The organism is Fischerella major NIES-592 (assembly GCF_001904645.1).
In the GTDB taxonomy this organism is placed as follows: domain Bacteria; phylum Cyanobacteriota; class Cyanobacteriia; order Cyanobacteriales; family Nostocaceae; genus Fischerella; species Fischerella thermalis.
Map to the genome: position 1 here is coordinate 318,907 of NZ_MRCA01000002.1, position 16,352 is coordinate 335,258.

At 41.2% G+C, this 16,352-nt stretch carries 16 protein-coding genes; 6 read left to right on the plus strand and 10 right to left on the minus strand.

Going from position 1 to position 16,352, the window contains the following annotated elements:
• Nucleotides 1-125 precede the first annotated feature (125 nt).
• Both tkt and NIES592_RS05310 read left to right on the plus strand, forming a co-directional pair.
• Nucleotides 126-2,138 carry a transketolase gene (gene tkt, locus NIES592_RS05305; RefSeq protein WP_073555127.1) on the plus strand — a complete coding sequence of 671 codons (2,013 nt, stop codon included), beginning with the start codon at nucleotides 126-128 and terminating at the stop codon, nucleotides 2,136-2,138.
• Nucleotides 2,139-2,484: 346 nt separating this feature from the next.
• Complete coding sequence (locus NIES592_RS05310; RefSeq protein ID WP_009456509.1) at nucleotides 2,485-2,955, plus strand: NADAR family protein; 471 nt, start codon at nucleotides 2,485-2,487, stop codon at nucleotides 2,953-2,955.
• Nucleotides 2,956-3,194: 239 nt separating this feature from the next.
• Here NIES592_RS05310 and NIES592_RS05315 read toward each other — a convergent pair whose 3' ends face one another.
• From NIES592_RS05315 to NIES592_RS05325, 3 genes are all read right to left on the minus strand, one after another.
• Nucleotides 3,195-4,082, minus strand: coding sequence for a hypothetical protein (locus tag NIES592_RS05315; RefSeq protein WP_073555128.1), 888 nt, complete (start codon nucleotides 4,080-4,082; stop codon nucleotides 3,195-3,197).
• A 188-nt stretch (nucleotides 4,083-4,270) separates the two neighbouring features.
• Entirely contained in the window at nucleotides 4,271-5,182 is a 912-nt protein-coding gene (locus tag NIES592_RS05320) for an alpha/beta fold hydrolase (RefSeq protein WP_062243250.1), read from the minus strand.
• A gap of 74 nt (nucleotides 5,183-5,256) precedes the next feature.
• A complete protein-coding gene (locus NIES592_RS05325; protein WP_062243252.1) occupies nucleotides 5,257-5,685 on the minus strand; it encodes a SufE family protein in 429 nt (142 codons plus the stop codon).
• Nucleotides 5,686-5,965: 280 nt separating this feature from the next.
• Between NIES592_RS05325 and psaK the strand changes: the two genes are divergently transcribed.
• Nucleotides 5,966-6,226, plus strand: coding sequence for a photosystem I reaction center subunit PsaK (gene psaK, locus NIES592_RS05330; RefSeq protein WP_009456517.1), 261 nt, complete (start codon nucleotides 5,966-5,968; stop codon nucleotides 6,224-6,226).
• A 139-nt stretch (nucleotides 6,227-6,365) separates the two neighbouring features.
• Here psaK and NIES592_RS05335 read toward each other — a convergent pair whose 3' ends face one another.
• Nucleotides 6,366-6,662 (minus strand): hypothetical protein, encoded by a 297-nt coding sequence (locus NIES592_RS05335; RefSeq protein WP_016872260.1) that lies wholly within the window; start codon nucleotides 6,660-6,662, stop codon nucleotides 6,366-6,368.
• Nucleotides 6,663-7,261: 599 nt separating this feature from the next.
• Between NIES592_RS05335 and dapB the strand changes: the two genes are divergently transcribed.
• Together dapB and NIES592_RS05345 are read left to right on the plus strand one after the other, a co-directional pair.
• On the plus strand, nucleotides 7,262-8,098 hold the full coding sequence (gene dapB, locus NIES592_RS05340; protein ID WP_073555129.1) for a 4-hydroxy-tetrahydrodipicolinate reductase: 837 nt from the start codon (nucleotides 7,262-7,264) through the stop codon (nucleotides 8,096-8,098).
• 162 nt (nucleotides 8,099-8,260) lie between these two features.
• Nucleotides 8,261-8,974, plus strand: a complete 714-nt coding sequence (locus NIES592_RS05345) for a monovalent cation/H(+) antiporter subunit G (protein WP_062243258.1) — start codon at nucleotides 8,261-8,263, stop codon at nucleotides 8,972-8,974.
• An 89-nt stretch (nucleotides 8,975-9,063) separates the two neighbouring features.
• Here the strand turns inward: NIES592_RS05345 and NIES592_RS05350 are convergent, their stop codons facing one another.
• The 5 genes from NIES592_RS05350 to NIES592_RS05370 all read right to left on the minus strand — a co-directional run bounded on the left by NIES592_RS05350 (nucleotide 9,064) and on the right by NIES592_RS05370 (nucleotide 13,934).
• The gene (locus NIES592_RS05350) at nucleotides 9,064-9,684 is read right to left on the minus strand and encodes a precorrin-8X methylmutase (RefSeq protein WP_062243261.1); all 621 of its coding nucleotides are present in this window, start codon (nucleotides 9,682-9,684) and stop codon (nucleotides 9,064-9,066) included.
• A 115-nt stretch (nucleotides 9,685-9,799) separates the two neighbouring features.
• The gene (locus tag NIES592_RS05355; protein WP_009456528.1) at nucleotides 9,800-10,606 is read right to left on the minus strand and encodes a TPM domain-containing protein; all 807 of its coding nucleotides are present in this window, start codon (nucleotides 10,604-10,606) and stop codon (nucleotides 9,800-9,802) included.
• A gap of 194 nt (nucleotides 10,607-10,800) precedes the next feature.
• Nucleotides 10,801-11,556: a 16S rRNA (guanine(527)-N(7))-methyltransferase RsmG gene (gene rsmG / locus NIES592_RS05360; RefSeq protein ID WP_073555130.1), complete on the minus strand. Its 756-nt coding sequence runs from the start codon at nucleotides 11,554-11,556 to the stop codon at nucleotides 10,801-10,803.
• 365 nt (nucleotides 11,557-11,921) lie between these two features.
• Nucleotides 11,922-12,683: a superoxide dismutase gene (locus NIES592_RS05365; RefSeq protein WP_073555131.1), complete on the minus strand. Its 762-nt coding sequence runs from the start codon at nucleotides 12,681-12,683 to the stop codon at nucleotides 11,922-11,924.
• A 69-nt stretch (nucleotides 12,684-12,752) separates the two neighbouring features.
• Nucleotides 12,753-13,934, minus strand: coding sequence for an aldo/keto reductase (locus NIES592_RS05370; protein WP_073555318.1), 1,182 nt, complete (start codon nucleotides 13,932-13,934; stop codon nucleotides 12,753-12,755).
• A 188-nt stretch (nucleotides 13,935-14,122) separates the two neighbouring features.
• On the opposite strand from NIES592_RS05370, the gene NIES592_RS05375 reads away from it, so the two are divergent.
• On the plus strand, nucleotides 14,123-15,277 hold the full coding sequence (locus tag NIES592_RS05375) for a Gfo/Idh/MocA family protein (RefSeq protein WP_073555132.1): 1,155 nt from the start codon (nucleotides 14,123-14,125) through the stop codon (nucleotides 15,275-15,277).
• 140 nt (nucleotides 15,278-15,417) lie between these two features.
• Here NIES592_RS05375 and NIES592_RS05380 read toward each other — a convergent pair whose 3' ends face one another.
• A complete protein-coding gene (locus NIES592_RS05380) occupies nucleotides 15,418-16,350 on the minus strand; it encodes an Npun_R2821/Npun_R2822 family protein (RefSeq protein ID WP_073555133.1) in 933 nt (310 codons plus the stop codon).
• Between the last annotated feature and the right edge of the window lie 2 nt (nucleotides 16,351-16,352).

Here is a 16,352-nt window from a genome sequence, read left to right on the forward strand (position 1 = left end):
CAACTTTACGGCTTGTTTGTCAACAAGCACCAATGGGATGATGATACTATCGTGGGGAAATTTGATCCCCAGCAGGCGAAAGAAGCTTAAAAGAGTGCTAACCCGTCGTTAACAACAATCTTATTATGGCTGTTGCAACCCAAACCCTTGAAGAACTTTGTATTAACTCGATCCGCTTTTTGGCAATTGATGCTGTAGAAAAAGCCAAGTCTGGTCATCCAGGACTGCCAATGGGTGCTGCACCAATGGCATTTGTGCTGTGGGATAAGTTTATGCGGTTTAACCCTAAAAATCCCAAGTGGTTCAACCGCGATCGCTTTGTCCTGTCTGCCGGTCACGGCTGTATGTTGCAGTATGCCCTACTCTACTTGACTGGTTACGACAGCGTCACGCTAGACGATATTAAACAATTCCGTCAGTGGGGTTCTAAAACTCCTGGACATCCAGAAAACTTTGAAACACCAGGTGTAGAAGTAACGACTGGACCCTTAGGACAGGGAATTGCCAATGCAGTCGGTTTAGCGATGGCAGAAGCCCATCTCGCCGCAAAGTTCAACAAACCCGACGCCAAAATAGTTGACCACTACACCTATGTGATTTTGGGTGATGGTTGCAACATGGAAGGTGTATCCGGGGAAGCCTGTTCTTTGGCAGGACACCTGGGCTTGGGTAAACTCATTGCCCTGTATGATGACAACCACATCTCTATTGATGGTTCTACCGATATTTCCTTCACCGAAGACGTGGGCAAGCGTTTTGAAGCATACGGTTGGCACGTGCAAGCTGTTGGCGATGGCGACACCAACTTAGAAGCAATTCATAAAGCGATCGCAGCTGCCAAAGCAGTCACCGACAAGCCATCTTTAATTAAAGTCCGTACCACCATTGGTTACGGTTCCCCCAACAAAGCCAATACCGCAGGTGTTCACGGTGCAGCCCTTGGTGGTGATGAAGTCGCTGCTACTCGTAATAACTTGGCTTGGGAACACGAACCATTTGTTATCCCAGAAGATGCCCTCAAGCACTTCCGTAAAGCCATAGACCGTGGTGCTGAGTACGAAAGTCAATGGAATAAAACCTTTGCTGATTACAAAGCGAAGTATCCCCAAGAAGCGGCTGAATTTGAGCGGCAAATTAGTGGTAAATTGCCAGAAGGCTGGGAAAAAGCACTACCCACCTACGAAGCAGGAAGTAAAGCGATCGCCACTCGCAAAACTTCCGAAATCACCCTCAATGCTTTAGCACCCGTCCTACCAGAAATGATCGGTGGTTCTGCCGACCTCACCCACTCCAACTTGACAGAACTCAAGGGAGCAGGCGACTTTCAAAAAGGACAGTACCAAAACCGTAACCTCCGTTTCGGTGTGCGTGAGCATGGTATGGGTTCGATTTGTAACGGTATTGCTTTGCATGGTTCCGGGTTAATTCCCTACTGTGCTACCTTCTTGGTCTTTGCCGACTACATGCGGGCTGCAATTCGCCTTTCGGCATTGTCTCAAGCCGGAGTCATCTACGTTATGACTCACGATTCCATCGGTCTAGGTGAAGATGGCCCCACCCACCAACCAGTAGAAACCTTGGCATCTTTGCGGGCTATTCCCAACCTGACAGTTATTCGTCCCGCCGACGGTAACGAAACATCTGGTGCTTACAAAGTCGCCATTGAAAATGCTAATCAACATCGCCCCACTTTGCTAGCATTGTCGCGGCAAAACCTGCCCCAATTAGAGGGAAGCAGCATTGAAGGTGTTACCAAAGGCGCTTACATTCTTTCTGATAGCGAAGGAACTCCCGATATCATCCTCATTGGTACAGGTAGTGAAGTATTTCTGTGCGTTGACGCTGCTGCCAAACTCCGCGCTGAAGGTAAGAAAGTTCGTGTAGTTTCCATGCCTTCTTGGGAACTCTTCGATGCTCAAAGCGAATCCTACCGTGAGTCAGTGTTACCCAAAGCAGTTAAAAAGCGTTTAGCTGTTGAAGCTGCTTCTAGCTTCGGTTGGTGTCGTTACCTGGGCGACGAAGGCGCAATGATTAGCGTAGATCGCTTTGGCGTTTCTGCACCTGGTGGTGTGATCATGGAAAAATTCGGCTACACCGTTGATAATGTAGTCACAAAGGCGAAAGAATTGTTGGGTTAATCAGCAACAGAATAATCTTTGATAAATTTTAGCGAGGGTGGGTGAAATCCACCCTTTGTTATTTTATGAACCGCGTGGAGAGTGCTTGCAGTAAGCTTTTCTGTACCGTTGAGTAGAAATATTTAATTTATCGCGCTTCTCTTTATCGGTGTATATCGGTGTTTATCTGTGGTCGAGTTTTTCAACAAGATTGTGGCGAAGTCGCAATTTCTGGAAATTAAGCTTTGCCTGCGTAAATTGAACTTGTGTATACACTGTAGAATGTACTTTTTTGAGGACCTATCTTCTACCTACCAACAACTACAGGCATCATAGAAGTTGAAGGTATTAAAAGAGCAACTTTAAAATGACTATTTACTTTTACAAAGCTTATGAGCCTTATGGCTGTTTTTCTAACTTTTCTCCCCACAGCATTAAAATCGATGGTATTCACTGGCGGACAGTAGAGCATTATTATCAAGCTCAAAAATTTGTGGGAACAACAGATGCGGTGATCATACCTGTAATCCACGCCGTTGAGACACCAGAAGAAGCAGCGGCTTTAGGACGCTGTTGCACTCGCAAGGTGCGTTTAGATTGGGAAATAGTTAAAACTAATATCATGCGACAAGCTGTACTCAAAAAGTTTCTCACCCATGCTGATATTAGGGAGGTTCTACTCACGACTGGTGATCAATTACTGGTGGAAAACTCACCAAGAGATTATTTTTGGGGTTGTGGTGCAGATCACACAGGACAAAATCATCTTGGTAAAATTCTCATGAGTGTACGGGAGGAAATTCGTAAGTTACCATTGCTTACAGTAATTTCTGAATAAGGTCGTCATTTTTTGGCAAAATTTTGAGCTAAAAACAATTTAAGGCGATCGCTAACTAAAAACTTGAGAATTCGAGTTAAGTAATTTCCAGGTAGCGGCGATTTCGTCTCATCGCCGCAATTCTTGCTTTTGTGGCTTTAACACCAGGCTTTCGATCATCTTTTTTTCCAACAAGCCACCCAGTATTGTAAGAAGTTTTAATTCTGTTAATCAAAAACTAACAACTAAACAAACAACTTTTATTGCACATTCACCCAAAAATCAGCTGTATTAACTTTACCATTACGATTAAATTGCATCCATAGTTTGTATGTTCCCGCTTCAGGAAAACTAGTTACAAAATTCACCTCTCCATCAGGAGAATCTTTACGAGCATGAGCATGAATATAATCTGATACTGTCAAAGGAGAAGAACTTTTAATAATAACTAAATGTCCTTTTTCTCCTAAGTATGGTTGCAAATCTTTAATTGTTTGATTATTATCAATATCTTGGAGAGCAAACTTCAAATTGACTTCCTCACCAGCCTTGAGAGTTGGTTGAGAAAAATTTAGGTTGACTTTAGTATCAGCTAATATTTTGGTATTGCTGTATTTTGCTAACTCTTGAGGTACAGGAGTTGAACCGGGCACTGTGATTTTCATAACAGTAACTTCTTCTTGTTTACCAGATGGCTTGTAATCGCTGAAAATTGTGTAGTTATTAGGTTCAGGAAAATTAGTATTAATTTCAAAACGCCCATTACCTTTGTAATTGGGATGCAAGTGATTGAAAAATTTTAAGTCATCACTCACTACAATTAAATGCATTAATTGTTCTTGGAATTTGTCAAATTTGCTGATAGATTTTCCTTGAGAATCTTGGATGTTAATTACCAAAGGTAGAGGCTGATTTGGAACAATATTTTTAGGAGCGGTTAATTTTGCTTGAGTAGAAACGTAATTACTATTACTATGATTGTTTGAATGATGTTCATAATGTGTTTGCTCAGTAGCATGTCCATTATGATTTGCTGATACTGTTGTATTTTCTTGGGAAGCAGTTTCTCCCGACTTAACTTGTGATGAGCAACCTTGATTAAGTGTTAAAACTGCGATGGCAACAATTCCAGCAATAGAATATTTCATAGAAATCTTTACTCTGTATGATGAATAGGTGGCAGTATAGCTAACTAAAGTTTGTCATACAGAAATGAAATTATCATGAAATTGTTCTCTTCCTCATTCTGGAATGCACCCTGACGACTAAGGTCGACGAATCCCGATCGCATTCTTTCCGTCAACTGCTGACACTCCTCCCATCTCTCCATCTCCCTTCAAGAACCAGTCCTCAAAAAGGGCAAAATAGCCTCTGCTACCGCTTCTGGATATTCTTCATGCATTCCCAGAGAACCAGGAAGAACGGCTGTTTGGACTCCGCTAAGTGCTGCCAAAGCGTCCATGTCAGCACGGGATTTGCTGGGAGAGGATTCTCCAATTACCACCATCAAAGGCACAGATAAATTTTGAGCCAACGTCAGAAAGTCAGCTTGGTGATGTACAGCGTCGAGATTTCCAGTTACAAAGGCAGCAGGAGCAAATCTAGCTCCTGGTTGTTGGGTATTTTGCCATTTATGCTCCATGAAACTGGGGGTGAGTTTGGCAGCATCCACGTAGACGTGGCGACGGTACATAAAACTTAAAAAAGATGGCACGGTGTTGAGCTTGTAGAGTGCTTGACCAACAATAGGCGATCGCACTATTTCTCTAAATACTCCTGCGATCTGTCGATCTACACCCATCGTCGGTAAAGGCCCACGCCAAGTTGGCGCTACTAAAACCAACCGTGAAAATACGGAGGAGTTTTTCTGGGCCAATTTTAGGACATAAGCCGCACTGTGACCAGCAGCTACTAATGTTATGGGAACATCAAAAACAGAAGTTACAAAATATTCTAGAAATTGTTCATATATAACAGGTTCGTAATTTACAGGTAAACGAGAAGATTCTCCAAATCCAGGCCAATCTACAGCGATAACTTGAAAATGGGGCGCAAGTAACTTAGCTATCCCGCTCATTTCTTCTCGTGTAGACACAGTGCTAAAAGCAGGAAGTAGCAATAGCGGGGAACCACTACCGATAGTTTCATATACAATCTGGAATTGTTGGTTTTTCCAATTCCAAGAGATTGCTTTGACTACTCCACCGATACCAAAATTAGTAGGAGATGATAATAAATTAGTTGACATGAGACAAAGTTTTATAGTTTTTGATAATTAATAATTTCAATTATTAGTTATTTAAAAAATTTTTCCCTATATTCCTAAATTTGGCATTCCAAAGCCTTCTTTTGCATAGTCTTGAAAATGTTGTAAAAACCATTGGCACGGGAAGGTGTGAGGCTAACGTTTAAACCAGTTTCTTGAATAAAATCTGGAGTCAGTTGGACAATTTCAGCAGGAGTAAGTCCATTCAAACCTTCAATTAAAAGACCCACTAATCCCTTAGTTAATTGAGAATCAGAATCACCTTGAAATGTAACTTTGCCATCTACTAAATCAGCCTTGACATAAACTTGGGAAACACACCCAGGTACTTTGTTTTCTGGAAGTTTATCAGCTTCTGGAAACTCCTTGAGCTTCTGACCATACCAAATTAACTGTTCATAGCGTCGTTTTGGGTCTGTAGCGCGTTGAAAACGCTGGACAATCTTAGCAAGGTTTGGTGGTAAGGAGTCTATGACAGAGGACATAACACAATTAGCCGAGCGATCGTATCATCTTGAGTTTAGATGATTTTGCAGGTGATTGTGTCTTAATCTCTAATCCACTACACCTAATCCCCTACCCCTTATCTCTTCCAGGAAACTTCTAGCTACCCGTTCCCAAATTCGGTGATCGCCTATAGCTTTTACTAAGTAATCCAAAAAAATGTTAACTATTAATGCAAAATTCAACTTTGAATTGTTTTTTTTTGGTAAGAAATTCACATTGGTATTTTTAACGCAATCACAATTGTAAGGAGAAATTCAGTTGCTGACATCTACTTTACTAGCGGCTGCAACCACACCTCTGCAATGGAGTCCCGCTGTTGGGGTGACTATGATTCTCTGCAATATCCTTGCCATTTTCTTTGGCAAATTCACCATTAAATACCCCAATGCAGAACCTGCCTTGCCTTCAAACCAGTTTTTTGGCGGATTTGGAGCGCCGGCATTACTCGCTACTACGGCTTTTGGTCATATATTGGGAGCAGGCGTTATTTTAGGTCTGCACAACCTGGGAAGATTTTAAATTTTTCTACCAGAAGCAATACAAGCTGTTTACCGTATTAATATTTACGGTTAACTACTGGGTTGATGATTTTTTGTCTCCGATTATGAGTCAGAGAATTTACTCTCTGACTCTTTTTTTAGAAGTTAGTGTGAATTGACTAGACTGACATAGGAGGCTGACCGCGCATTTGACGTAAGGCGTTGAGGCAAGATGGACAGTCACACCCAAACAAAGCTATGGCGGTATCGCTTTCCTCCTCAGTAAAGTTCATTTCAATTATGTCACTGGGATTGTTTTTTTGAGCCAGTTTCATTTCTGGTTTGGGTAGTGGGGTAGGAGTGTTACTTACCCGTGTACATACCAGACGATGAGTTGCAGAGTGAGGAGACTCTACACAAGAAACATGGCTTCCTGTTGAGTTCACTGTTTGATTTGCGCGGGCTGGTTGGGTCATCATCACCATAGACAGCATAGACGCAAACAGTGCAGGGCTAGAAAGCAAGGAAAGAGCTAATTTTCTGTTCATTTACTCAACAACGTTGGTGATTAACGAAAGCAGAATAGATAGTATTTTCACATTTGTATGGCTAATGTTCAGTAAATTCTATATAAAGTTGTCTGATGTGATAACCCAAAGATTACTGAAAAAGCGAACATTGTGTTACTTGTTGTTATCCCTGGTTGCAAGTCCAGTCTTTCGTAAAGCCTTATGAGAGTTCAGCTCAACTTTTAACGATTACACACCACCAAACATAAGTGAAAGACTCAGCTATATGAAGCTAAGTTTAAGGCATCGACTAACATAATAGTTGCCAAGTTCCCAGAATGGGAAGATGGGGAGGTGGGGGGATGGGGAGTGTGTAGACGCGTAGCGGCTTCCCGTAAGGGTGGAGTGTGAGGAGTGTGGGGAGTAGAATAATAACCACTAACTACTAACCACTAACTACTAACCACCAACAACCAAAAACCAACAACCAACAACCAACAACCAACAAACAACAACAACCCCAAATTCTCCTACAATTTGTTGGGTATAAAAGCATAATTTAAGCTATGGCGAATCAAAATTTGATCCCTGTAATTGTGAGCGGTGCTGCTGGTAAAATGGGGCGCGAGGTAGTCAAAGCAGTGGCGCAAGCGCCTGATATGAGCCTGATGGGTGCTATTGATACTAGTCCAGAACACCAAGGCAAAGATGCAGGTGAACTTGCTGGTTTAAGTGAACCTTTGGAAGTACCAATTACCAATCAATTGGAACCGATGCTAGGTTATGTAGCTGGTGAAAGGCACATGCAACCAGGAGTGATGGTGGATTTTACTCATCCTGATGCTGTGTATGATAACGTTCGTAGTGCGATCGCCTATGGTATTCGTCCGGTTGTTGGTACTACAGGGTTAAGTCCTGAACAAATTGAAGATTTGGCAAGTTTTGCAGATAAAGCCAGTACAGGATGTCTACTCATTCCTAATTTTTCTATCGGCATGGTACTACTGCAACAAGCCGCTGTGACAGCATCTCAATATTTTGACCACGTAGAAATCATTGAACTGCATCATAACCAAAAAGCCGATGCCCCCAGTGGTACTGCCATTCAAACTGCCCAAATGTTAGCAGAAATGGGTAAAACTTTTAACCCAGCAATCGTCAAAGAAACCGAAAAATTACCAGGGGCGAGAGGTAGTGTTGCAGACGAAGGAATCAGAATTCATAGCATTCGTCTACCAGGGCTGATTGCTCATCAGGAAGTCATTTTTGGCGCGCCTGGTCAAATTTATACCTTACGACATGACACAAGCGATCGCTCTGCCTATATGCCAGGAGTACTACTAGCAATTCGTAAAGTCTTACAGTTAAAGTCGTTAGTATATGGATTAGAGAAGATACTCTAATATCTGGTTGGCTTAAATGTTTATGTTATCTGTCAAGCTGGTAATTGGTAATTGGTAATTGGCCTTTTCCCCATTCCACATTACCTAATGATCAATAAAACCAACTTGGTATACATTTTCCATCTCCAATCCAAAATCTAAAATCCAAAATCCAAAATCCGAATGCTTGTCCCACTGACTCGCCAAAAATTTAATCAACTCATTCCCTTAATCGCCACTGGTCCGCAGTATAAGTATTACTGGGGAAAATTTCCAGATTTTTTACAGAGGCTGTTAATTTCTGTTGTCATTGCAGCTGTTTATGTGTTGGTAAGGCTTTTTGCCATGCCTGGTTTTGGTCCCATTCTATTTGTACTGGGAGTAATTGGTGCTTTTTACTGGCTGTGGGGACCTGTATTTTGGGCGAGTATGCGCAATGCCAAATGTCGCCGTTACAAATACAGTGGCTTTTTCCGTGGTCGGGTTTTGGATTGGTGGATTACAGACGAATTGATTGGTAAACAGGAAACCGTTGACAACAAAGGTGATTTGGTAATAGTAGAAAACCGGGAAAAGCGAATCAACCTGGAAGTAGGTGACGAAACCGGATTTACAGCCCAACTCAGAGCGCCACTACGGGTAGAGCATAAAGTAATTGCTCGTGGTCAAAAAGTAGAAATGCTGGTAATGTCAAATCGTCCAGATTTGAGCAAAATTGAAGAAATTACCGATATCTATATTCCTAGCCGGGATTTGTGGGTTAGTGATTATCCTTATTTGCGGCGAGATTATTTTCCTGAAGTGAGTCGTCGTTTACGCGATCGCCCATCAGAAAGACCCCGCAGACGTCGTCCCCCAAAGGAACAAAAGGGGAGAAGAGTGGAAGAATGGGAGTAAAGGAGTGTGAGGAGTATGAGGGGTGTGAGGAGTGTCATGGAGAATAATTAATAACTAATTTCCAATCCTTGCCCATTGATCCCCATCCCCTATCCCCTCGCTTTTCCATAGGCTTGCCAAGCCAAATCTATTAGACCATCAACGATCGCAGTTGCAACTAATGCTCCACCTTTGCGGCTGTCGATTGTAATGTTTGGCGTCAGAGAATCTTGCAAGCGTTCTTTATCTTTATCTATGCTGATCAAACCTGGTGGCGTAGCAATCACCAAAGCTGGTCTGATTTCTTCTGCTTCTATTAAATCAACTAATGTAGACAAAGCTGTTTGTGCTTGACCAATTACAAATAAGCCTTCTGGATAACGTTTAGCTAAAGTTTCGATTCCCCAAGCTGCTTTAGTTTTTTCTTTTTGAGGACGGGTGGGTGTATCCATGCTGCAATATACAGCGTTAGCAAAAGTACTTTGAATATCGTAGTTAATACCTACTTGTACCATCGGCACATCTACAATAATAGTTGTGCGTGAAGCTAAAGCTGCTGCTCCAGCTTGCAAAGCACGCTCAGAAAAACGAATCAAAGATTTGTACTCAAAATCAGCCGTGCTATAAATCACCCGCCGAACAATTTCATACTCGGCAGGTGAAAAGACATGTTCACCAATCTCGCTATCAATAATTGCTAAACTTTCAGCATCAGTTATGTGCCATTCCATTGGATTTCAGCAGTCAGCTAACAGCTTTCAGCTTAAATGAGTCTTTTGCCATTAGTCCTTTGTCCTTTGTCATTTGTAACAATAGATAACTAATGACTAATGACAATTGACGAAATCACATTTCCGATGCTGAAGAACGATTGAAAAAGTTAGATAAGTAGGCAACTAATACACCGATGAGAAAACCAGCTATATTGCGAACTAAAGGTAGCCAGTCAGAGGTGCGGGATACTACAGGCCCAATACCGAAAGCGATAAACAAGATTCCCCACAGAGGAGAAAAAATCAAAGCCCATTGCCAAGCAATAACTTGTCCGTCACGCCGGGGTTGAGCCGCAAATCCACACACAATTCCACCAATGATTGAGCTAATCAAAGTCAGAATCCACTGCTCTTTAGGTAATCCAGGAACAACACGGCAACCGCCTTGACGCAAACAAGTTTCAATTGATTCTAAAGCTTGTATAATTGCTCCGTCTTCGCCTTCTTCTCGTACAAAGTATAAGTTGCCAAAGCGTGTTTGTAGTTCTACCCAAAATGTGCGGGGTAGCAACTTATAAACTGCATCGCCGACGTTGAAATTGAGAATATTACCACCACTGGCATCAGCAACTAATAAAACACTTTTATCATCAAGTTTCCAAAAGTTTTTAACTGCTAAACCAGGCGTACGGTCATACTGAGTTAAAACTCTCAACTTCCAACCGGTTTCGGCTTCAAATTGTTCTAGTTTTCTAACAAGGTTTTCTTCCTGAGCAGAGGTAAGCGATTTGGCTAAGTCTACGACTGGGGTTGGGGTGTCTGGTAGTAACTCTGGATTGTCGTAGGCATGAGCGTAGGGAGGATGGGTTGCCCAAATTGACCCTGCCAAGAAAAACACTGCACAAAATACCAGAATTCGTCGCCAAAAACAATGCTGCATGGACTTTTTTATACGATTCTCTACAGTAGACGTGAACAAGTTGTTTTAAAAGATTAGAGGAAAACTGATAATTCTTTACACTTTTTAACTTTAATCTAATTTAAGTCATTAGTCATTAGTCATCGGTCATTGGTCATCGGGGAAGAGATCAAGTGTCATTAGTCAATTAACAAATGACTAATGACACTTGCAAATTAAAGAGGTTTGTGTGTCGGTATACCGACGGCACGGGGAAACTTAGCTGGTGTAGTTGCAATCTTCCGCAAGTACAAACAATGACGAAGGCTTTTACTCAAAGGAGTGGTAAATTGTTCAATTGCTTCTATTTCACCACCAAGCAGTTTCACAGCATCTGTTAAAGCTGTAGTTTCCTCTTCTGTCCAATTACCCCGGTAAATTATGGCTAAACCACCTTGTTTGAGTAATGGCAAAGTATATTCCGCACAAACTGGTGCATTACTAACAGCCCGAATCATGGCGACATCGTAGTTTTGGCGGTACTGTGACTGCTGACCGATTTCCTCAGCTCTGCCGATTAATGTTTTAACATTATCTAGTTTCAACTCAGGTAGGATGTTTTCAATAAAAGCTATTTTTTTGCGAGTAGAATCCACAAGTGTGACAGTACAATCAGGCAGTGCGATCGCTACAGGAATACCAGGAAAACCCGCACCTGTACCAATATCAATGAAGTGGTGGAGTGGTGAAGTGAAATCTTTCTGCCCAACTCTTAATAAGAGTGCAACTCCCCGCAGAGAATCCCACAGATGTTTTTCCCAAAATTCCTGGGGGTCAGTGATCCTGGTTAAATTAAGCTTTTGATTACCTTCTAAAATTAATTCATACAACCTCTGCAATTGTACTTGCTGTTTAGTGGTCGGTTGCCAATTGAGAGTTTGCTGCCATATCTCTGACAATTCTGGTAAAGAAGGCGTGGTTGAGTCGTTCACAGTTTCACTCTTACCTTAAGTTTTTTACGATTCGGCTTGGTGTCTTTGTGTCTTGGTGGTTAAATTTAAGATTTATTTTTTCACCACTAAGACACTAAGACACTAAGAAAACTATGCTTTGCAAGTTTTATTTTTAAGAAAATTTACGATAATGCGTAGTAACATAACGATTTCATATAGAACATTAAGACATTTATGACTAACGTCTTGACGTTATTTATGAACGAGAACCCATTCATAAGGAACATTAAGACATTTATGACTAACGTCTTGACGTTATTTATGAACGAGAACCCATTCACTACAAACGTGAAAGCGCTCGCAAACAACGATTAAATTTATAGCGCCTACAAACCAATAATTGCTTAAGTTGCTGCTGCGAATCGTTTGTTTATTTCATCCCAGTTCAGCACATTCCACCAAGCGTCTAAATAATCGGCGCGGCGGTTTTGGTATTTGAGGTAATAAGCATGTTCCCATACATCATTACCGATTATTGGATATTTGCCTTCACTCAGGGGAGTGTCCTGATTGGTTGTAGTGACAACCTCAAGCTTGCCATCTGGGTTACGCACAAGCCAAACCCAACCACTACCAAAAAGTTTACTCCCAGCATCGTTAAACTGCTTTTTGAAATTTGCAAAACTGCCAAAATTGTCTTGGATAGCGTTAGCGATCGCTCCAGTTGGTTCACCACCACCATCTGGTTTCATAATCAGCCAAAACATCGAGTGGTTAATATGACCACCACCATTATTGCGTACCGTTGTGCGAATATCTTCAGGGACGCTGTTGAGATTACGCAGTAAATCTTCTACATTTTTGTTTTTGAGAGCTGGATATTTATCCAATGCAGCATTCAGATTTTTGACATAAGTTGCATGGTGTTTGTCATGATGGAAGCGCATTGTAGCTTCATCAATGTGTGGTTCTAGGGCATTGTAATCATAAGGTAAAGGTGGTAGTTGAATTGCTCCTGAACTACTTGGGGGAGTAGGAGTAGGAATAGGAATAGGAGTAGTAGGAGGGCTGGGAGTGGGTGTATTGGCGGAAGCACAAGCATCTAAAGCAAAAGCACCTACACCTGCACCAAGTAGAACCAAAAAGTGTCGACGTTGAAAAATCATAAGGGTGACTGAAGCAAATAAATTTAGTGAAATTAGTTTGCAGTTATTATTTTCGTAGATTTTGTCACATTAACTCCGTGATAATCGCTGTACTGCTTCTCCTTGTAGGAGTTGCTGTGCTTGTCTAAGGATGCGAGGAATTTTATCTGCATGGGGACTGCGTTTGAGACACTGGTGCAAATCTAGTTTGTCTATTTGGTCTACTTTGTTACCAGGGAACCAGTGACTACCATTGCCAAGCAGGTTGTAGCGCATTTTGGCGTAGTCTACCATATCGTAGGCGATCGCTAAATTCCACAGCCACAAAATTATTGGAATATTCACCTGTCCAGGAGTTTGTTCGTAGGTGGGCAAATTGACATGCCAGGTTTTGACCCAATCTTCTCCTAAAATTGTCATTGCTTCTTCCTCTAATCGTGCCAAAATAGGCGGCAAAATTTCTGAGGCGTTACCCAGCAAATCTAAAGTTTTTAGGTGTTCATCAAAGTCTGTTGGTTTTGCTGCGCCTAAACTGAGAGTATGTACTTGGGGATGACTCAAACAAAACAAATCGTTAAATACCATTGGACTCAAAGGGGCGCAAAGTTTGACTAACTTTTGCGGTGGATCGTATAACTTCCCTCCCTTATCAGATGGGCTAATAATAAATACACCCATGTCATGGTGAGTAGCAGCCTCAATCGCAGACCAATTAACTTGATTAATGTAATACCAGTGCAAATTAACATAATCAAATTGATTAGTGTTAATTGTCTGAATAATAATATCTGTAGGAGCATGGGTAGAAAAGCCAATAAACCTTACTTTACCTTGGTCTTTTAGCTTTTTTGCAACTTCTAAACAACCATCTGCTCGGATAGTGTAGTTTAATAATTCAGCATTGTTGATACCATGAATTCCTAGTAAATCAATATAGTCTAAACGCAGATATTTTAATGATTTTTCAAATTCCTTTAAAAATAATTTTGCATCTGCCTGAGGACTGACTTTAGTCTGAACAATCAATTTTTCACGCTTAAGTTTAGGTAAAATCCTCCCCAATTGCATTTCAGAAGTACCATAACCACGGGCAGTTTCGATATGATTAATGCCTAATTCTATTGCCCGTTGAATTGTCGCTTCCAAATTTGCCTGATTATCACCTGGAATCTGCCACTGTGGTACATCTTGCCATTTATATTGGTATCGCATACCTCCACAAGAAAACACAGGCATTTGTAATTCTGTACGGCCAAATCTTCTGTATAGCATGAAAGGTATGGGTGTGAATAAACTCAATTTGGTTGTTTGTTGTTTGAGACAAATACCAGTATATATTTGAGACAAAGTAAGCTAATGCTTATGGGATATAAATTTCAGTCTGTTTTAATGGACTTGAACTATGAAGCTTGGACTTAATTTCCAAGCAAGCTATCGAATGAAGTTACTTAAATAAACATATGTCATCCACACCCCAAGTTACACCTTTTGACCCCAGTCCAGCAAATCAGCAACCCATTGGTGTTGCAGTTGTCGGTACAGGGTTTGGTCAAAAAGTCCATATTCCTGGATTTCAAGCACATCCTCGTACCCAAGTGCTTGCTGTTTATCACCGCAACATAGAAAAAGCCCAAGCGATCGCCCAATCACAGAATATCCCTTACGCTTGTGATGCGATCGCAGATATTGTTTCTTTAAAGGAAGTCCAAGCAGTCAGCATCGCGACACCGCCGTTTCTCCACTACGAAATGGCTAAGGAAGTTTTGCAAGCCGGAAAACATTTATTGCTTGAAAAACCTGTAACTTTAAACGTAGACGAAGCTAAAGAACTTTATTTTTTGGCAAAATCAAAAGGCGTGATTGCCACTGTAGATTTTGAATTCCGATTTGTACCCGGTTGGCAATTATTCTCGGAACTTTTATCACAAGGCTATGTTGGTAACAAACGCTTAATTAGAATTGATTGGTTGGGTTCCTCCCGTGCAGATGCTTCTCGTCCTTGGAACTGGTATTCACAAAAAGATAAAGGTGGTGGTGCGTTAGGTTCTTTGGGTTCCCATACGTTTGATTATATTAACTGGCTATTTGGTCCTGTACGCAGATTAAGCGCCCATTTGACTACTGCTATACCCCAACGTCCAGACACCAACACAGGCGAATTCAAGCCAGTCAATAGCGATGACACCTGCATGTTGATGCTGGAATTGGCAGATGGGACACCTTGCCAAGTTTCTATCAGTGCAGTTGTACATGCACCGCGTACTCATTGGTTGGAAGTGTATGGCGATCGCGGTACTCTAGTTTTAGGTAGCGAGAATCAAAAAGACTACATTCACGGTTTTCGTGTTTGGGCTTCTCAGCCTGGTAAACAATTAACGGAAATCGAAATTCCTAATAGATTAATATTTCCCAAAAATTATGCTGATGGTCGAATTTCTGCATTTCTGAGAGTTGTCGATCAATGGGTACGAGGAATTGATCAAGGAGAAGAAATAGCTCCATCTTTGGGAGAAGGTGTTTATTCTCAGTTACTGATGGATTTATCCCATGAATCAAATATGAAATCAAACTGGGTTGATGTGCCTAGTTTGGAAGAGTTTTTAGGAGTTTGGTAGTTTACAAAATGTATTTTTATTGTATCGAACACCGATACACACAGATAAACACAGATGGATTATCGGTGTGCATCGGTGTTCATCGGTGTTCGATTTCAACAAAAATCAATTTTTCTGCCACCTATAATACCTATTTTGAGTCACAAACTAGCCCTGAGTTGGCGCAATCGACTTTTCAAATTATCCAATTTACTTTGCCACTGATTTTTCTTGACAAGTGCAGGTATCTCTGCTGCTGGTAAAGCTGGATTTAAGTTGCGGTAATATTGCCAAATTTCCCAATAAGGACAACCAGGTTGGATGCGAATACCTGCCCAATGTAGATATTGTAGTGGTTGATTGACTGTCGGATCAAATAGTACATGTTCCTTAATGTTAAAATTGGGAGTTCCTGCCCAATTGCCTGGTGCTTTTTCCTCGCGGCGGACAATGTTAAAACGGCGAGAAATCCGCTTGAGGAGCATGTAGTTAATGATTGGTTGATCAGAAGTTTTTTGAGAGAAATCAAAATACTCTGGATGAGCAGCACATTCGGTAAAAGTGTCGTATAAATCCTGTTGGGAAATGAGGTTTTTTTTAGCGCCCCAGAAACCACCATTAAAAATGTCTTTTAGTTCATTTTCAGTAAATACTTTTTCTGTTAAAACTTTAGGTGTAAAGACATTCTGAATACCGCCTAAGTGTTGATAATCGCAACAAATAAAGTCTACTTGATTAAGATAGTTCAGATTATCAATAATTTTTTCAAAGACAACAATATCTGTATCAATGTACAAAAATTCATCAAAGGGGCCAAACCAACAAGCCTGCTTACGAAATTGATTAGGGCGAGCGAAAAATTTTCCCCCAAAGGTTTCATGCAATTTCTGAGAAAGTCGGTCAATAAAATCTAAATCTTCGTAGATTCCAACTTGGTAATGTTTGCTGAGAGTGTTAGCGATATTGTGATAATTGTCATCATAAGGAATCATGATAATTGGTGTTTCTTGGTCATATAATCTAATACTGTTGAGGAGTGCGATCGCATGATCAGTGACTTTATCATTGGCAATAATATAAATTCCCCGAGTCATGA